Source organism: Chitinophagaceae bacterium (genome assembly GCA_016717285.1).
Classification (GTDB): Bacteria; Bacteroidota; Bacteroidia; order Chitinophagales; family UBA10324; genus JACCZZ01.
Window position 1 is genome coordinate 228,594 of record JADKFU010000004.1, and the last position, 19,235, is coordinate 247,828.

15 protein-coding genes are annotated in these 19,235 nt (G+C 41.5%); 11 read left to right on the forward strand and 4 right to left on the reverse strand.

Annotated features, from left to right (window positions below):
* Positions 1–308 precede the first annotated feature (308 nt).
* The 6 genes from IPO83_06295 to IPO83_06320 all read left to right on the forward strand — a co-directional run bounded on the left by IPO83_06295 (position 309) and on the right by IPO83_06320 (position 8,560).
* A complete protein-coding gene (locus IPO83_06295) occupies positions 309–3,149 on the forward strand; it encodes a TonB-dependent receptor (protein ID MBK9730878.1) in 2,841 nt (946 codons plus the stop codon).
* Complete coding sequence (locus IPO83_06300; GenBank protein ID MBK9730879.1) at positions 3,146–4,594, forward strand: DUF1254 domain-containing protein; 1,449 nt, start codon at positions 3,146–3,148, stop codon at positions 4,592–4,594. The genes IPO83_06295 and IPO83_06300 overlap by 4 nt, the downstream gene beginning before the upstream one ends.
* A gap of 505 nt (positions 4,595–5,099) precedes the next feature.
* Positions 5,100–5,387 carry a hypothetical protein gene (locus tag IPO83_06305; GenBank protein MBK9730880.1) on the forward strand — a complete coding sequence of 96 codons (288 nt, stop codon included), beginning with the start codon at positions 5,100–5,102 and terminating at the stop codon, positions 5,385–5,387.
* A 14-nt stretch (positions 5,388–5,401) separates the two neighbouring features.
* The gene (locus IPO83_06310) at positions 5,402–5,740 is read left to right on the forward strand and encodes a DUF975 family protein (protein MBK9730881.1); all 339 of its coding nucleotides are present in this window, start codon (positions 5,402–5,404) and stop codon (positions 5,738–5,740) included.
* 138 nt (positions 5,741–5,878) lie between these two features.
* Positions 5,879–6,715, forward strand: coding sequence for an MBL fold metallo-hydrolase (locus IPO83_06315; protein ID MBK9730882.1), 837 nt, complete (start codon positions 5,879–5,881; stop codon positions 6,713–6,715).
* 1,203 nt (positions 6,716–7,918) lie between these two features.
* A complete protein-coding gene (locus tag IPO83_06320; GenBank protein MBK9730883.1) occupies positions 7,919–8,560 on the forward strand; it encodes a hypothetical protein in 642 nt (213 codons plus the stop codon).
* A gap of 284 nt (positions 8,561–8,844) precedes the next feature.
* On the opposite strand, the gene IPO83_06325 is transcribed toward IPO83_06320, so the two are convergent.
* A complete protein-coding gene (locus IPO83_06325; GenBank protein ID MBK9730884.1) occupies positions 8,845–11,430 on the reverse strand; it encodes an adenosylcobalamin-dependent ribonucleoside-diphosphate reductase in 2,586 nt (861 codons plus the stop codon).
* A gap of 412 nt (positions 11,431–11,842) precedes the next feature.
* On the opposite strand from IPO83_06325, the gene IPO83_06330 reads away from it, so the two are divergent.
* From IPO83_06330 to IPO83_06350, 5 genes are all read left to right on the forward strand, one after another.
* A complete protein-coding gene (locus tag IPO83_06330; GenBank protein ID MBK9730885.1) occupies positions 11,843–12,223 on the forward strand; it encodes a PadR family transcriptional regulator in 381 nt (126 codons plus the stop codon).
* On the forward strand, positions 12,216–13,883 hold the full coding sequence (locus tag IPO83_06335) for a PspC domain-containing protein (GenBank protein MBK9730886.1): 1,668 nt from the start codon (positions 12,216–12,218) through the stop codon (positions 13,881–13,883). Before IPO83_06330 ends, IPO83_06335 begins: the two co-directional genes overlap by 8 nt.
* Before the next feature lie 48 nt (positions 13,884–13,931).
* The gene (locus tag IPO83_06340) at positions 13,932–14,294 is read left to right on the forward strand and encodes a hypothetical protein (protein MBK9730887.1); all 363 of its coding nucleotides are present in this window, start codon (positions 13,932–13,934) and stop codon (positions 14,292–14,294) included.
* A 37-nt stretch (positions 14,295–14,331) separates the two neighbouring features.
* A complete protein-coding gene (locus IPO83_06345; GenBank protein ID MBK9730888.1) occupies positions 14,332–14,625 on the forward strand; it encodes a hypothetical protein in 294 nt (97 codons plus the stop codon).
* Positions 14,626–14,813: 188 nt separating this feature from the next.
* Positions 14,814–15,101, forward strand: coding sequence for a hypothetical protein (locus tag IPO83_06350; GenBank protein MBK9730889.1), 288 nt, complete (start codon positions 14,814–14,816; stop codon positions 15,099–15,101).
* A gap of 98 nt (positions 15,102–15,199) precedes the next feature.
* Here IPO83_06350 and IPO83_06355 read toward each other — a convergent pair whose 3' ends face one another.
* The 3 genes from IPO83_06355 to serS all read right to left on the reverse strand — a co-directional run bounded on the left by IPO83_06355 (position 15,200) and on the right by serS (position 19,175).
* Positions 15,200–15,766 (reverse strand): fasciclin domain-containing protein, encoded by a 567-nt coding sequence (locus IPO83_06355; protein ID MBK9730890.1) that lies wholly within the window; start codon positions 15,764–15,766, stop codon positions 15,200–15,202.
* Between the two features lie 263 nt (positions 15,767–16,029).
* Complete coding sequence (locus IPO83_06360) at positions 16,030–17,604, reverse strand: T9SS type A sorting domain-containing protein (protein ID MBK9730891.1); 1,575 nt, start codon at positions 17,602–17,604, stop codon at positions 16,030–16,032.
* 299 nt (positions 17,605–17,903) lie between these two features.
* Positions 17,904–19,175, reverse strand: coding sequence for a serine--tRNA ligase (serS, locus tag IPO83_06365; GenBank protein MBK9730892.1), 1,272 nt, complete (start codon positions 19,173–19,175; stop codon positions 17,904–17,906).
* Positions 19,176–19,235: the final 60 nt, after the last annotated feature.

Consider the following 19,235-nt stretch of genomic DNA (forward strand, 5'->3'; position numbering starts at 1 on the left):
TTCTTCAAAGCTTATGAAAAATTTTGCCGTTGATATGCTAAAATATCCTGCAATTCTTTTTTGCACTACCATATTCAATGCTAAAAAATCTTAACAGATGGTTTCAAATTTCTTAAATAATTCTACGATTATTTATTATATGATTTTTGTAAAACTGCTGTAACATTTATTACATTTAATACCGATATACTGCTGTCGAAAGAATCTGTTGGCTGTTCTCCTTAAAATTGCTGCCTGCAGTACTTGATGGAAATAGCAACAAAGCATTCGTTGTTGATACTCACTTTATCAAATTGATTTTCTTTTATATGAAAACGTCATCATTGAACCTCGTTGTTATAATGTTATTCCAACTAAATGGAATAACGGCCTATGCTCAAACTATATGGACGGTTACCGGCACGGTGCGTGATGCCAGCACTAACGACCTGCTCTCCGGCACCAGCATCTCAGTTCAGCATAAAACGACAGGGACTATTACAGATCAGCTTGGCCATTTTCAAATTCAGATTCCTGAATCAAAAGAAGCCGTGTTGCTGCTCATCAGCTATGTAGGCTATGAAACACAAAAAATAGAAGTTACAGGAGGCTCCACTAATATCGATATTAAAATGACGAAGAATCAACAACTAGCAAAAGAAGTCGTTGTAACAGCCTCCCGCATCAGCGAAACGATACTAGAAGCACCGGTGACCATTCTTAAAATGGATGCCAATGCAGTAAAAGAAATTCCTTCGGAAAATTTTTACGCTTCCTTATCAGGATATAAAGGAGTGGATGTGATTACGAATTCCATTCTTTACAAAACGATCAATACGCGTGGCTTTAACAACAACGCAAACTTCCGGCTGGCGCAATTGATCGATGGCGTTGATAATTCACTTCCTGGCCTGGGCTGGCCATTGGGTAATGTATTGGGAGCCACTGACCTTGATGTAGAAAAAGTGGAACTGGTTCCGGGTCCGGCATCAGCATTGTATGGTGCCAACGCATTCAATGGCTTGCTATCAGTTACTACCAAAGATCCGTTTCGCTACCAGGGAATTGCTGTAACAGTGAAAACCGGTGTCAACCATTTGGGTACTGATGCCCATGATCCGGCTTTATATTCGGATCTGCAATTGCGCTATGCAAAAGCATTTAACGACCGCTTTGCCTTTAAAGTAAATGTTGGTTATTTGAGCGGTGATGACTGGCTGATCACCGACTCTTCTGACATCTATAAAGATGTAACTGCAGACGAGCGCGGTTCAGATAACCCGGCACGCGATGCGGTAAATATTTACGGCGATGAGGTAGCAAGGGTTGACTGGGTTACAGACACAGCTGGTGCAAAGGTGGATATATCAAGAACAGGTTATGATGCGACTGAACTGATTGACAATAGTTCTTATTCAGCCAAAATTAATACTGCCTTATACTATAAACTGAATGATCGCCTGCAGCTCTCCTACGATTTTAATTATGCGAAGGCTACCACGTCGTATAGTAGTCTTAGCTTTTTCAATTTGAAGAATATCTCGATGTACACTAATAAGCTGGAGCTTACAGGTCCGCGATTTTTTATTCGCACAGCAGCAGTTTTCAATGATTTAGGTGATACCTATAATGCTAGTGTGCTTGCAACCGCAATTAACAAAGATTGGCAACCAGATACCGATTGGTTTAATGCTTATAAGCAAGCTTATTATGGACAAGTTGATGGCGTAACCAGCTATGATTTCAATGCGGCAAGAAACTATGCGGACAGCGGAAGGTTATTTCCCGGAACTGATGCTTTTAATCAAGTGATGGAGACCCAGAAAAGCATTCCTTTCAGTAGTGGTGGAGCTAAAGTGATTGATCGATCTTCCCGTTATATCGCCCAGGGTGAATATGATTTCAGCTATCTGATTAAAGTCTTTGACCTTATTGCAGGCGCCGACTACAGGCTCACCCGTCTGAATTCAGAAGGCACCATTTTTATTGATGAACCTGGTGAACCTTTGTATATTAATCAATATGCAGGCTACGCACAGGCAACTAAACAAATTTTTAAAGACCGGCTGAAACTTTTAGCTGCTTTGCGCTACGACAAAGCTGATAACTTCAAAGGAGTATGGGCTCCACGTTTCGCTGCTGTTTATCATCCAGACAATCAAAACTATTTTCGCGCTTCCTACCAGCAGGGTTTTCGATTGCCCGACCCGCAACTTCAGTTTATAGATATTGTACTTTCTAACAGACATCGGTTGGGAGGAACTGCTGTTGTAGATGCTCCCTATCACTCACGAACAAATTCATTTACCGGAAGCTCTGTGACAGAATTTAAGGACTCCATAAATAAATTTCTTGTCACTCATCCAAATCAGTTGGATTCAGCAGTTAATCGCTTTCAGGGAATATTGCAAAAGTCATCTTACGACTATATTCAACCGGAAAAAGTAAGAACCTTCGAAGTGGGCTACCGTCGATTATTGGGGGATGAAAAAATCTATGCCGATATCAATTATTTCCACAATGATTATTCTGGATTTATTTACAGTACAGTTCTGGTGGTGACCGACTCAGGTGGTACGCAGAATGCCGCTGCGATCGATACAGCCGGTCATGCTATTTATGCAGGGGGAGTAGAAAATTTTCAGACAGTAGTTAATGCCGCAGATAAAGTGTTGGTGAATGGCATCGAAATCGGAACCTCTATATTGCTCCCGAAAGGTTATATCTTATCAGGAAATCTTACGTGGATTCATTCAAGTGTAAAACCGGGAGAAGATGAACCAGGTATTCGCACGCCTCCGCTTAAAAGTAATCTCGCGATAAGCAACAGCGACTTAATAAAAAATCTGGGATTCATGATCAACTGGCGATGGACCGACGCGATCAACAACTGGTCGAATGTGAGCGATGACAAGAGTATTGATAATAGCTTGCCGGCTTACAGTATTATTGATGCGCAGGTGAGCTATCATCTGCCAAAAGCAGCAACAACCATTAAAGCCGGAGCTTCCAATCTTCTAAACTATTACCATCAGGATTTCGCACAAAGGTATTTCTGTGGGTGGCATGTATTACGTTTCATTGACTTACGATGGGATTTTCAAATAAACTTTTCGTCAACTTATATCCGCGCAACCGGAATAACCACAGCCAGGTTAATGTATAGTTGAATGATATTAATGCATCAAAAGAAAATGAGGAAGGACTCGTGATCTTATATTCACTGTTGATTTTTAATTTTATATGCTGCTTTTCCAAAAGCATAAAGCAGCAAATTATTCAACCATCGATTGCAACTTCTGATGTTGAATATATACAAGCGGCGAAGGATGCATATATCTATGGTTATCCACTGGTCATGATGGAAATTTCAAAACGAGTAATGACCAATTATGAAACAGCTTCAAGCTTGGGTGCTCCTGTAAACCAAATATGCAGAAAAGAAGAATTTCCGGATGATAAATTCAGGGCAGTCGTAAAACCAAATTGCGATACGTATTATGCCCTGGCCTGGTTAGACCTTAGTCAGGGACCATTAGTGCTTGAAGTGCCTGATACACGCGAAAGATATTTCCTGTTGCCGATACTTGATGGCTGGACGAACGTGATTGCTTCACCCGGCAAACGAACAACCGGCACCCAAGCACAATTATTCCTCATTACATCAGCAGATTGGAAAGGTAAAGTGCCAAAGCTAATGAAGCACCTAATTTCTCCTACAAAAATGGCCTGGCTGGTTGGCCGCACACAGGTTAACAGCAAAGAGGATGGTTCAACAGTTGTTAAAGTCTTACAGGAAGGCTTTCACCTTGTACCACTCAGCAGCTATGGTAAAAAAAATTATACTCCTCCAACCGGTAAGAAAGACACTTCCCTTTCCATGAAACCACCCGTAAAACAGGTAAGTGAAATGCCAGTTGAAGCGTATTTTAATTTACTGAATCAATTGATGATTGACAACCCTCCGTTTGCTGGTGATTCTTCCATACTGCATGAAATTTCAAAACTTGGAATTGGTGCGGGCAACAGATTTGACTTGTCTAAATTCTCCAATGCTGTTCAGGATTCAATTAAAATGCTGCCGCAATGGTGTAAAAAATACCTCGCTGACCTGGCCACAAAAAAAGAAAAGATCAATGGCTGGTTGATCTTCCGCGGCCTCGGCGATTATGGAACCAATTATGATCTGCGGGCGATGATTGCAGGCAGAGGCCTTGGAGCAAACCTCGATGCGGACGCGTTATATCCTTCTTCATCGGAAGACGCGGATCATGAAAAGTATGACGGATCGAAGCATAAATATGTGTTGCATTTTGATGCCGGAAAATTTCCTCCGGCCAAAGCTTTCTGGAGCATCACCATGTACAACCTGGAAAATTACCTCGTTCCAAATGCTATTAATCGCTTTGCCCTCGGCGATAGAAATGATTTGAAGAAAAATCCGGATGGTTCGCTCGACATTTTTATTCAATCAGAAAATCCGGGAACAGAGAAGGTGCCAAATTGGCTTCCTTCTCCCCCAGGGACATTCAACATCACCTTACGGATCTACTGTCCGGAAGAAACAGCGTTGAATGGCTCCTGGATTCCACCTGCTGTAGTGAAGGCAGATTGATCGAAGAGTGCCATCGAATTATTTTCAGTGTTTTTTTCAACGCTGATTTTTTGTTTTAAATTTTTGTCATTCTGATGACGGAAGAATCTAATAGAAGAACAATAAATGCTTCGTTCCTCAGCATGACAGCGCCCTTTTAATTGTTTGGTTTAATAAGAATGATAATAGTATCAACAACCTGAATTAATTCCATCAATTATTCAAATGGATTTTATGGAGATAAAATGCACATTGAGTAAATCGCAAAGACCTATTAAAAACGGGATTCAAAAGCTTATTTCAAAAAGCCGGATTAATGGGAGATATATTTCATCATTCATGTTATTGAAAGCTTATAAATATAATTTGTTTTGATTTATCTTACCCGTCGGCTTTTTACAATAGACTTTGTTGGCTTGTACACGGGTTGGGCATTTCCCTATCCTCATGAATATGCGTTCGTCATCATTACAAAGTTTAACAAAATGCTGCTATAATCTTCAGCTTCATTTAAAAATGGGAATCGATGAAATCAGAAAACAAAGAACTCCGCCATCAGGCACGTGAAACGTTAAAAGGAAAGTGGGGAACAGCAGTAAGCTGTTATGCAATTTACGTACTCTTTCTCCTTCTTACCACTGCTATTTCCGCGGGCACGGAAGGCGGAACAAATATTTCTGTGGAAATCCTTCAACTGATTCTTGGAGGCCCTTTTCACTTGGCTTTTCGATTTTCTCCCTTTCGCTGGCAAGAGGACAGGAAGCAAGTTTCTCACAAATTTTTGAAGGCTTTAAAAGGTTTGGTGTTGCCGTAGGTGCTTATTTTTTAATGACCTTGTTCATCATTCTATGGGCCTTGCTGCTGATCATTCCTGGTATCATAGCAGCTCTTGCTTATTCACAGACATTTTATATTCTCGCCGACAATAAATCCATCGGTGCTATGGAGGCAATTGATGCCAGTAAAAAGATGATGTATGGAAACAAGGAACAATACTTTGCCCTTATACTGTATTTTGCCCTGCTGATAATTTTAAGTGTTTTCACTTTAGGAATCGCTCTGTTCTGGATATTTCCCTACATGTCAGTTACGCTCGCAAAGTTTTATAATGAGGTAAAAGAACCGCAGGTACATGAAGACCTCACCTTAATTCCACTTCATCAATAAGTGAATAACCATGCGTTAAAAAGATGAAATCGCTTATCAGGTGATTCCTATTCTTTCTGCCTTCCTATTTATAAGAAGGTAAATGAAGCATTTAAACTGACGCTGCTACTTTCAAGTTTTTAAAACAATCTTTACACCATGGCACTCTTCATCACTTCGCTCAACTCCGGTAGCAACGGCAACTGTTACTACGTAGGAAACGGGCAGGATGCAGTATTGATAGATGCCGGCTTATCCTGTCGTGAAACCGTGAAGCGAATGAGCAATTTGCAGCTTCCAATGGAACAGGTGCGCGCACTTTTCATTTCTCACGAGCACCGTGATCATATTACCGGTGCCGCAAAGTTATCGAAGCAATACAGGATGCCCGTTTACGTAACGCCGGTCACTTTGAAAAACGCGGAGATGCGGATTGAACCGGAGCTGGTGCATACTATAACGATAAATGAAAAAATAGTGGTGGGTAGTTTGAACATTGTATCTTTTGCCAAACACCACGACGCTGCAGACCCTGTGAGTTTCGTAGTGGAACACGATGGTGTTAAAGCAGGAGTGTTCACCGACATTGGCAGGGTTTGTAAAACGGTGATTCATTATTTCAGACAGTGTCATGCCTGCTTCCTTGAAAGCAATTACGATCAGCAAATGCTGGAAGAGGGAGGATACCCGCAGCATTTAAAGAAGCGCATCAGCGGTGGCAATGGCCATTTATCTAATACGGAGGCGCTTGAACTTTTCCTCAAACACAAGCCATCTTACATGAGTCATCTGCTGTTAGCACATCTGTCAGCAAATAACAATCATCCTGCGATTGTTGAAGAACTCTTTACGAAACATTCCGGCGCTGTAAAAATTATTGTTGCACCGCGTACAGGAACAACACCTGTATATTCAGTGGAAAGATCAGGTAATGATCGGTGTGGAATTATACCACAGGCTTTAAGAAAGGAAACGGTGCAGTTGGCAATGTTTTGAGAGGCCTTACTCGCGTTGCTTAACTCGCGCGCGTTTGCAGACGAGCAATGAGGGAGGCGAACGCGTGCGCTGATCAGCTTTGCTTCATTTAATACCTTCCTGTTTTCAGGTTCTTTGAAAATAGGAATGTGCGCACGCGTCGGCTTGCCTTAACTCGGGCGCGTTTGCAGACAAGCAATGAGGGAGGCGAACGCGTGCGCTGATCCATGTTGCTTTTTTTCCGAACAGTATTTGGGTTTATAGGAATAGCTTAGAGCGCACGCGTCGGCTTGCTCCAATTGGCTTTACTTCAGACGCGCGCGAGTTGAAGTTGGAGGTGCAAAAAAATGTCATGCTGAGCGGAGGCGAAGCAGGACATTTTTTTTTGAGGAACTGCTCAACAAAAGCAATGTCGCAGTTCGGCTTCGCTCGCTGTGACATTGCTTTTGTTTGGCTCCCTTGCCATTTTTTCTTACAATGACGTCTTTGTAAATGCATGATAATGATCACCCAAATTTTTGAATTGCAATACCAATTGAGGTTTTTAATTGCCTTGACGTCATCCCATTTTTTCCATTTCTTCAATGGTGGGTACTCGCAATGATGGAATGATTGAACGTCATTGCGAGAGTTGCGGGACTACAACCTTTCCATATCCGACACAATTGCCCCGCAACACGAAGCAATCCCCCAATGATTTCTCGATTTCAGAAATGGTGTATAGCTAATTTATGGGGACTGCTTATACTCGCGCGCGTTTGCAGTCAGGCAATGAGGGAGGCGAACGCGTGCGCTGATTGGCGTTGCTTGACTTGTACTGTTTTCTGTGTTTTTGAAATTAGTCTCAAGCGCACGCGTCGACTTGCTCCAATTGGCTTTACTTCAGACGCGCGCGAGTTGGATTTTATTCTGATAAAATATTCATTGTGACATTCGCAAGGGCATTAATAAAAACGGGATTAAAAATCCCGTATCTCAATTAGACCGGATTGAAATAAATCCGGACTAACGGGGAATTACAAAAGCTATGAATTCCCTCATGTCTCGCTACCTCATCTCAAATGCTTGCGGCGAAGACCACGGGGGTGGAGTAAATGCCTATATTTAACGGGCGCAGGCAAACTCGTCAACTAGGGATTTAGAAAGCAGATTATAATGATGCCAATCACTCTGATACTTGTATAAGCATCTTGGCGAAGGAATAAAATCAATCAAAATTAAAAAATGGGAAAACACAAAAACTCATCTACTCCAATACCCGGCGAAAACTTTATAATTCTCCAAAACATTCGCCAGGAGTTGCTTGAAATAAGAAACTTTATCAACTCACTAAAATCCATACCAACTGATCTTGAATATATTGTCAGTCGCTATATTCTTCTTAGAATTTTAGTATTTAATGAAGCACTTCAACAACTCAATTCAGCATGTCGCGATAATCGTGATTTTGAAACTGTTAAGAAAGTGATAAAGCCGGCGACAAAGTATCTCAATAAACGAACAAATGAGTTTGAGGATATTCGTAATAATTTGATAGCGCATTCTAATCTTCACAAAAAGACAAAACGATTCTCGGTTATCAAAAAAAGCATCTCTGTTTTTGAGATTGCTGCCTTAATTGAAGTCATTGATATAGTTGTAAACAGAATTATGCCCTTATTCTCGTTGGATATTATGAAATATGAGGACAATATCTATATTCAGTATGCTTCAATACCTTGGCAAATAATTGGTCTTAACAGTGAGTCGGAATTGAAATATTTCTTAAGTAATTTGAATGAAGAAATGGAGAGTAACTATAGCAAGTTAAATTTTGACGATAAGAATAGAGTTCAATCATGCTTTCCTGAAAAGACGTTTCCATAGTCACTTAATTTTTTTGCGCCACCCTTGTGTTTTCGCCTACAAGGCTCAGTTGCCAGCCAGCGGGACTGTGACAGGGAAGGAGTATACTCCCGTTGGCCCGGATATGTCACTGCGCTGGTCGGAATTTTTATTTAATCCCGACCGATTGAGCTGTTGGATTTTTTAATCCAACAATAAATCACCCACACTTACTACTCCCGTTGGCCCGGATATGTCACAGCGCTGGTCAGGATTTTTTTTAATCCCGACCGATTGAGCTGTTGGATTTTTAATCCAACAGTAAATCACCCACACTTACTACTCCCGCAACTCTTACAAACCAAACACCCTTCCTCATACACCAACCCTTTCAGGTCACCGCATTCAGGACATTGTTTGTCAACCGCAGGTGTTCCGTCTTCGATGTATTTTTTGAGAGCGCGTTCTACACCGGCTTTCCAGGTGTTGAGCGATTCGGCTTTTAAGTCGAGGTTTTCGATAAGGTCGATGATATGCGGTATGGGCATACCGTGGCGCAATACGCCGGAAATAAGTTTCGCATAGTTCCAGAACTCCTGTTCGAAGGAACGCGAGAGTCCTTCAATAGTCACTTTATAGCCTGCACGGTCAATGTATTGAAAATCGTAACGCGTGGTTCTATCTTCGAGACGGGTTTTGATTACCCAGCCTTTGTCAACATAGTTCGGTAACAAAATAGAATCTTCATTCACCACACCGGTAAATATCTCATACGGTTTTCCTTTCAGCAAGCCCACCACCGCACTCCATTTTTCATTGCCGTTCATAAAGCGCAATACATCCGCTTCCAATACTTTCGGACGCTTGGGTGCATTGGAAGTAAGCACTTCATCGGCAGTTGTTTTTTTACCTTTATCATCATTGGCAATCAACACACCGGAACGTGAACCATCGCGATAAACGGTGATGCCTTTCAGTCCATGCTTCCACGCTTCGAGATAAATCTCGCCCACTTTTTCTACAGCTACATCATTCGGTAAATTGATGGTGGAGGAAATAGAATGCGTAATGTATTTCTGCACCACGCTTTGAATTTCCACGCGTTTGATCCAGTCAATCTCCGGAGCGGTGCTGCCGAAGTAAGGAGATTTTTTCAAATCTTTCTGGCCTGTTACTTCCATCCACATTTTTAATTTCGGATGGTACACCTCAAACTCCTGCCATGGATCGCCCATTGCATCCACAAAATCAACGCGCTGGTTTTTATCATTCGGATTCACCTTGCGGCGGCGCTTGTAGCTGAGCATATAAACAGGTTCAATGCCGGAAGATGTTTGCGCGAGTATGCTGAGTGTTCCGGTAGGTGCAACGGTGCTCAGTGAAATATTTCTCCTGCCAAACTGCATCATGCGGTCATATACTTCAGGCAGTTCCTGTTGCATCATCTGCACGAATTCGGAAGTGTTTTCAATTTCCGTATTGAAACCTTCAAAAGAGCCACGTTCAATAGACATGTCGATAGAACTGTCAAACTCCGCCCTGCATTTGGTCTTCTGCATTTCATCAATCACTTTCAAAGCGGCTGTTGAATCAAAAGGTAAATTCAATGCTGCCACAGCATCACCAAGCGCAGTAAAACCTAATCCTGTGCGACGGCCTTTTCTTCCCTGGTCCTGTAACAATTTCCAGGTGCGTATTTCCACATCTTTGATATAATCAGGTTCAGGATCATTCGCAACTTTTTCAAGGATGCGATCAATGTGTTGTAATTCCAGTTCCACTAAATCATCGCTCAAGCGTTGCGCTTCATACGCTACTTCATACAATTTTTTGTAGTTGAAACTTGCCTGCGCGGAAAATGGATTTTCTACAAAAGAGAAAAGATTCAATGCAATCAACCGGCAACTGTCGCCGCCCTGCATGGCAATTTCACTGCAAGGATTGGTGGACACATTTTTATAACCGGGATAGACGGAAGAGGTGGAATATTTGTGCTGACGGTCCCAGAAAATCAATCCAGGCTCTGCAGTTTTATGCGCGCAGGTAATGATGGTTTCCCAGAGTTCACGGGCGCGAACCGTCTTGGTATATTTAGGATTGGGTGATTCAATCGGCCAGCGGTGTGTGAAGTCACCATCTTCAGCAACGGCATTCATAAATTCATCACTCAGCCGCACAGAAACATTGGCGCCGGTAATCTTTGCAAGATCCTGTTTGGCAGTAATAAAATATTCCACATCAGGATGCGTGATGTCCATCGTAATCATCAATGCACCGCGACGGCCATGCTGTGCCACTTCGCGTGTTGTATTGGAGAAACGTTCCATGAAAGAAACAGCACCTGTAGTGGTGCCTGCCGCATTCAACACCGGAGCACCTGCAGGACGGATACTTGAAATATCAATTCCGACACCACAGCGGCGCTTGAACAATTGCGCCAGTTGCTGATCGGTAAAAAAGATGCCGCCGTAAGAATCATAAATTTCAGGAAGCACCACGCAGTTGCTCAGTGAGGCCACCATGGTATGATTTCCTAATACACTCATTACACTTCCCTGGGGAATGATGTAGTTGAAGCGTTTAAAATATTCATAGATTTTTTTCTCGCTTAAAAATTCACGTTGTTGTCCGTATCCGGAAAGATTTTTAAACGCGCCGTTCAGCTTTACTTTTTCAGAAAACTGAATTTCCATTTTCGCAAATTCACGTGCCATGCGCCAATGCATATCATCAGGCGTAAGCTCATAGTAATGACCCTTCGCATCTTTCACTGCATACTTATTCATCCACGTAGTTGCAGCGAGCTCATCGCCATGGAAGTATTCGATAGCGGCAAGCAATACTTCTTCATAGGTGTAAGTAGTACGGGTTGTGGTATGTTCTCCTTTGTTCAAGGTGATTGCTTCTGACATAGGTAATAACTTTTTAAGATTGGAAAAAATCGGGGACACGAAAGTAGATCAAACATGATTTTTCACCTTCAAATTTTATACACACAATGTTGACAGCCCATAACCATCCTGTAATGAGTTATTTGTGAATTAATGCCCTCCCAAAAGTTCGTTTTACCATAAATAAAAAGTGGATAAACTGAGAAGCAACTAATAACTGATTTTTCCTGATTAGCATCTCCAAAACCTTTTCAAATACCCTGTAATTATTATTGATTTGTTCATTTTTAGTACTTTTTATAGCCAAGTACTGAAAAATTTACTACCTAATAATCAATCAGTTATGAAGCATTTTGAAAAATAAATGGTACTATGTGATACAAAATACCAAACACTGCATATATCTTTGCTATGTCAAAAACAAGTTAATACCATGAACATCGAGAACACACAAGCCCAAATGCGAAAAGGCATCCTCGAGTTTTGCATTCTTTCCATCATAGGTAATGATGAAGAATGCTACGCTTCGGAGATTCTGGCTCGTATGAAGAGGGCAAAACTGATCGTGGTGGAAGGAACGCTGTATCCACTGCTCACCCGTCTGAAAAACGACGGCTACCTCAGCTACCAATGGGTTGAATCTAAATCGGGACCACCCAGGAAATACTACAAGCTCACCGGACTCGGGGAAAAATTTCTCGAAGAGCTTAGAAAAACCTGGGATGAACTGGTGCTCGCCGTAGAACTCACCACCCAAAAAACAGAAACTGCCCCATCTTCTCAAACCACTCAAATCGAATCAAACAATGAATAAAACCGTAACCATCAACCTCAGTGGAATAGTATTTCACATTGATGAAAATGCCTACGAGCTTTTAAAAAAATACCTGGAGAAACTCAAAGCTCATTTCTCAACTACTCAAGGGAAAGAAGAAATCATTGCCGACATCGAAAGCCGCCTGGCTGAAATGTTTACAGAACGCAACGCTGATACAAACAAAGTAATCATGGCTGCCGATGTAGATGAAATAATTATGGCCATGGGTAAACCGGAAGAACTTCCCGGCAACGAAGAAGAAGAAGAAAAGAAAACGACTCCTAAAGCTGATCAGACCATTTATTATGAGAACGGTCGCAAACGTTTCTTCCGTAATCCTGAAGACAAAATATTAGGTGGTGTTTGTTCCGGTATCAGTGCCTACTTCGATATTGATCCAATCTACCTGCGTCTTGCTTTTGGATTGTCCATCATCTTCGCCGGTTCAGGAATATTTTTGTATATCATCCTTTGGTTCATTATTCCTGAAGCAAAAACCACTTCCGACAAATTGCTGATGCGTGGTGAAAGAGTGAATGTTGCTACGATTGAAAAAAATGTTCGCGAAGAAATGGAAAGCCTGAAGAAACGGGGGGAGGTCTTCGCCGGCGAACTAACATCGGATGAAATGAAACACCGCGTGAGATCATCGACACAGAAGGTAGGTGATTTTATAGGTGATGTGCTGAGAGCTTTCGGAAAGTTTATCGCCGGCGTATTCGGAATTGTAATCACCATATTTAGTATTGCCGTACTGGTTGGCTTAACAATCGCAATTTTCAGTGGTGTTGGTGTATTTAGTTTCGTAGTGCCACATGAACTCACACACATGGTGCTTACCAATTCTCAATTATGGTGGCTGGTTTTGGGTGGAATACTTGCAATTGGTATCCCTTTCACGCTTTTATTATTGAACGGGTTGAAAATCCTTTTCAAAGTGAAGCTTAACCTGCGGATGATAGGTGCTGTAATGGCAGGATTATGGTTGGTGGGCATAGCGATTTGTGTGCTTACAGGAGTAAGAATTGCAAGTGAATATCAACGTTCAGCAACTATCAAGAAGAGTTATAAGATCAGCGGAATTACAGGCAACCATGTGGTGCTGAAATCGAATGCAGAAACGGTAGATTATGATTTCCGAAATGATGAAATCATAAAGTTCGGCGATCTCTTTATCCTGGATGAAAATGCTGATTCAGTAATGAACAGGTTTGTGCGTCTCGATATCGAACAAAGCGAGAACGATTCAGTGTATCTCGTTACAACACTGTATTCACGTGGTAAAACCTATGATGAAGCAAAACAACTGGCTGATGGGATCAAATACAGCTATCGTGTTACTGACTCAGTAATTCAGTTGCCCAAATATTTCAACCTCAGCACGAATTCTAAATTCCGTGGACAACACGTGAGAATGGTACTCAAATTACCTGTTGGTAAAACAGTTGTGCTCGACAAGTCATTGCAAAATATGCTCAATGATGTGTCAAATGTAACTGATACCTGGGATTGGGACATGCTCGGACATGAGTGGAAAATGACAAAAGACGGATTAGAGTGTAACCAGTGTCCGGGAATAAGCGACAAAGAAGATGAAAGGCATATAGAGAAAAAAATCATCATCGACTCTAATGGAATAGAAATCAAAACGCTTTAACAACTCACTTCACCTACAAGAAACTTTAATCGCCTAAAAAGTAAAATCATGAAAACAATAACCCTCCTTCTCGCAGGCTTTCTGACCATCGGTTCACAAACAGTTTTTGCCGATTCTATGGATTACATAGCGAATTGCTGCCCTGTAACTGATCAGGCAGGAACTACCACTGTTAAAAGTCAGCAAATGATACTTGATCAATTGCAATTCGAAAGTGAAACCATATTAACACATTCAGGTGCCGCGGTTCATGAACAGGTGCAAAAGAAAGTAATTCTTGAAAGTGAATCTCATGAATCCATGAGCAGTATGCAGGAAGAAACTGAAAACATTACTGTTGGTGCGCTTCAGACTATTTCGCAAAAAGCGATAGCGCATGTAACACGCACGGCCGGCATAGCTGGTAAATAATCAACAGCCTGTTTTTATCACACTCAACACACAACCTATGAAAACGATCACCATTCTCTCCTCACTGTTCCTGTTATTATTCGCGAATTTGGTGAATGCGCAGGATACGAAGATTGCAACTTCAAAAAACAAAGCTGTTGAGGTAACCGTACAACATACGAGTCCAACGGAGACAGGCACCCTTGACAGGCTGCAAAAGGAGACCGAAGATATTTCAGTTATGAAACCGGTTCTTTTCCTGGCAGCTATCATCGACAGCCGGCTTGCATTGAGAAGACTTGAAAGGGAATCAATTGCTACCGCTAAATCCCGGGAATCCGGATCAAGATAAAGCAGTAATTGATTGGGGTGAAGGCGGGAAAGGAAGAGCCCGCCTTCTTTTTCAAATCCCGTTTGTTTCGCCTCTACTTCAAAAAGGACAATTTTAGGAAATAGTTAATGTATAGTTAAAAAGCTTACTGATTTGTCCAATAGTTGTAACTTTTCCACGTTTTAATGCGTCTTTAACAAAAGCAATCTATGAAATCCTTCAAAACTCCTTTGCTTGCTGTTTTTTTCACTTTGGTCCTGGCACTTGTTGATCAGCAACTTTCAGTGATCCCTGCAAATGCCGTCGGCTCGCTACGCGTGAGAACTGTTCCTTCTTCTACTTCCACGGAACAAAAGAAAAAGGAAGTCACCACACCCGAAGCCACTCCAAAAACTCCTGAAAGTTCTAACACCAAATCATCTTCAGCACTTAACTGTAATGATGCTAATCAAATGAAGATGCGGCTGGCGGTACTTGATGGCGGAAGCCCTAAGTAAGAAATCACTTAAATTACTGCCCATAAAAAAAGTCCTCTTATTAAACGAGAGGACTTTTTTTTAGCGCATGCCTGTTGTCAACGAAGTACAAACAACTTTCAGTATTTAGGAAGCAGCACACGGTCAATTACGTGAATCACACCATTTGACTGCATTACATCATAAGTGCTGATGTTCGCTGTATTTCCGCCATCATCAGTGAGTGTAATGCTTACATCGCCGTTCATCATGGCAGTAAGCGTTCCGCCGCTCACAGTTTTTAATGTGGCTTTTCCTCCGCCTTTCCTGATCATTTCCCTGAGATCATTGTAGGTTATTTTCCCGGCAACCACATGATAAGTCAACACCTTCGTGAGTGTAGATTTGTTTTCTGCTTTTAACAATGTTTCAACGGTTCCTGCTGGCAAATTTTCAAATGCATCATTTGTGGGAGCAAAAACGGTAAAAGGACCTTTGCCTTTCAATGTTTCTACCAAACCTGCTGCTTTAACTGCTGCTACAAGTGTTGTGTGATCTTTTGAATTTACTGCATTGTCAACGATGTCTTTACTGGGATACATGGCTTCTCCTCCAACCATTGGCATCATGGGCTGTGCGAATGAAAGTGTAGAAGTAAATACAACGCTCATGAGCGCTAAAGCGAATACTGCAATTTTGTTTTTCATAAAAATTTTGTTTTTGATTGTTGATTTTTTATTTGTGCGGATAATTACGCAACAATACACCGTGTCGGTTTTCTCCGGTCAAAAACTATATTTATACAAATCGCAAATCCAAATCAACCATAGCTTACGTAGCAGATAAACTGCAGTTTGAAATAATTTCTTTTCGGTTGTATAAAACAAAAAAGGTTGATCCGGATGGATCAACCTTTTTATATTTAATATGCTGCCGATGCTCGGTTAAAAACATCGGTTGGACGTTATATTTATTCAAAAAGTAATTTGCCCTGAATTTCTTTCTTGTCCAAACCGATTTTAACGAGATACAAACCATTGGATAATCCTTCACGGCTTACATTTACTTCAGTAGTGCTGATTCCTTTTATTTCGCTCACAAGTCTGCCTGTCATGTCAAACAATTGAACGTACTTTATTTTTTGCTTCGGATCCTCTAAGCGCAACGTAAAGGAAGTAACAGCAGGGTTAGGAAACATCTTAACATCTGAGGCAAAAATATCAGGCGTTTGAACGCTGCTGATAAAGCCAGGAAGCTGCATTGACTGAACAACTCTTGGTGCAAGATATCCCTGTATAGAATCAATATAAGCCAATCCTTTGGCTTTAGACCCATCCGGATTGGTGAGAAATGCATTTTGATAAATCACTGCTACGTTGGCAGCGGGAACTCCATAAGCAGGTGCAACAGTTTGCAAGGCCACGGAATCCCACCATTCCCACGGGCCAGCCTGCCCATGAAAAGGGTCACCTGGAATTACAATCGATGGATCAGGTAAAATAAATGGAAACAAACCTTCAAAGCCTTCATTTACCTGGTTGGCACGGGTAGTATAAGGATCGTTGTAAGGAATATTGAACACATCATTATTTCCAAATTGATTGGAAAGACGAACCACTTCGCGGCTACCACTTACATACACTACAAACTGACCTGTTGTCGGCACTATTACGTTTCCATTTCCATAAGGAGCAAACGGATCGTTGGTAACATGAAAACAAACGATGGGCATATCACCATCTTCCAGCCAACTGGAATCACCAATAGCTCCGCCCATGTTCACTACCATATTCACATCATTTCCATATTGTGGCCAGTTATCCTGATTGAATCCGGCCAATCCGCCTAATCCATCAAAATCACCCCATAATGCCTGATTTACATAAGGCTGACCTGCTACAAATCCATAGGTAAGATCTGTTTCAGCAGCAATAAATTTCAGCAATTGAATTTCAGCAGTTTTATCAAGCGTAGCATATGCCAAGGTAACGTAACCACCGGAACCCTGACCAACCAGCATTATTCTGTTCGTATCAATCTTAAAAGTATTACCCTGCACTTTTGCATCCATTTTAAAATAACGTACGCACGTTTTAGCATCCTGAATCGAACGATACACTGCCATCAGCAAGGTGCCGGTGCGAATATCCTGAGTAGCACCCACCGGATTCCATCCAAGCCGGTAATCCATGGAAGCAGATACATAACCACGGCGGGCAAATTGCTTGCACATTTCTACGGTAGCACTATCGTGACGGTCACCTGTAGCAGTTCCATTGATCAGCAATGGCAGAAAACTTCCTGTATGAAGGTATATCACCAAAGGACGTAATTGCGCAGTGTCACCTTGCGGTTGATACACATCCATCACCAATGGCTGCAAGGCAGGCACACCTGTTAATACACCGTAGTTTTGTCCGTAAACTACAGGACCGGTGAAAGTGGTGGAGGTAAATATTTCATCAAAGTAACGTTGCGCAGAGACTGTTTGCGCAAACAGCACAAACATGAAAAGTGTTGCAATAGATAGTAGTGTTTTTTTCATAATGAGACCATTTAAAAATTTTGTGATTTATTTTGAATCATCTAATGTAGGAGTATTTTGAATAGGATTTGCAAAACCAGCTTCAAAAAATAATCTTCAATAAGTTGAAATTATATTTTTCAAAGAATTAGAAATGAAACACGTTGAGATCATTCAATTATAAAAAGGGTAAAAAATGATATGGAGACAGAAATGAATTACTCAATCATATCATTTTTTCAGACAGGTCATTTTATTTTGAACTGAAAGCCGGTATCATTAGCTGAAACAAAAATCCAGACGCTCAATAAACTGTATTGCTAATCAAGTTTTTCCCAACCTGTATAAGGAATCAAGGCCGCCGGCATCTTTATTCCATCTGCCGTTTGATTGTTTTCCAATAAGGAAGCTACAATGCGTGGTAAAGCAAGTGCACTGCCATTAAGTGTGTGCGCCAATTGAATTTTACCTTCTTTATCCTTAACCCGCAACTTCATACGGTTGGATTGAAAAGTTTCGAAATTAGAAACGCTGCTCACTTCGAGCCATTTTTTTTGCGCGGCGCAATAAACTTCAAAATCATAAGTAAGGGCAGAAGCAAAACTCATGTCGCCTCCACACAATCTTAAAATGCGGTAAGGCAACTCTAATTTTTTTATCAGACCCTCCACGTGGCTCACCATCTCATCTAAAGCAGCATAAGAAGTTTCCGGATGATTGATACGGACGATTTCCACCTTATCAAACTGATGCAACCGGTTCAGACCGCGTACATCTTTACCGTAGGAACCTGCTTCGCGACGGAAACATTGTGAATAAGCAGTCATCTTAATGGGCAACTGTTCTTCTTTCACCATCATGTCACGATAGATATTAGTAACAGGCACTTCCGCTGTGGGAATCAGGTAAAATCCGTCTTCACTCGCAAAGTACATTTGCCCGTCTTTATCAGGCAATTGTCCGGTAGCAAATCCGGTTTCTGCATTTACTAATAACGGAGGTTGATATTCTATATAGCCTGCGGCGATCGCATTATCCAGGAAAAATGAAATCAAGGCACGTTGCAATTTTGCGCCTTTACCTTTATAAAAAGGAAAGCCCGCTCCTGTTACTTTGTTGCCGGTTTCAAAATCGATGATGTCGTATTTTGAGGTGAGTTCCCAGTGTGGTTTTGCATTTTCAGGCAACAAGGGCATTGCACCACCTTCACGAACTACCACATTGTCTTCAGGCGTTCTTCCTTCCGGCACCAAATCATTGGGTAAATTGGGAAGACGAACAAGCAATTGCTGAAGCTCCTCTTCATGTGCTTTCAGCTTTTCTTCCAGCTTCTTTGCTTCATCACGATATTGAATAGACTGACTTCGCTTTTCTTCTGCCGCTTCTTTTTTCCCTTGCGCAAATAATTGCCCTATTTCTTTTGACAATGCATTGGATTGTGAAAGCAATTGATCTAACTGTGCCTGGGTTTGCCTGCGATCAGCATCTATAGATATAATTTTTTCAATGCTTTCTTTTGCATCGAAATGCTTTTTGGCAAGACGTGTGACAGCGGTTTCTGTATTGCTTCTGAGATATTGAAGGGTAAGCATGAATTAAAATTTTCGTAAAGATAGCACTAGGAGGTTAAGATGGAATTGATGCTTGCTGAA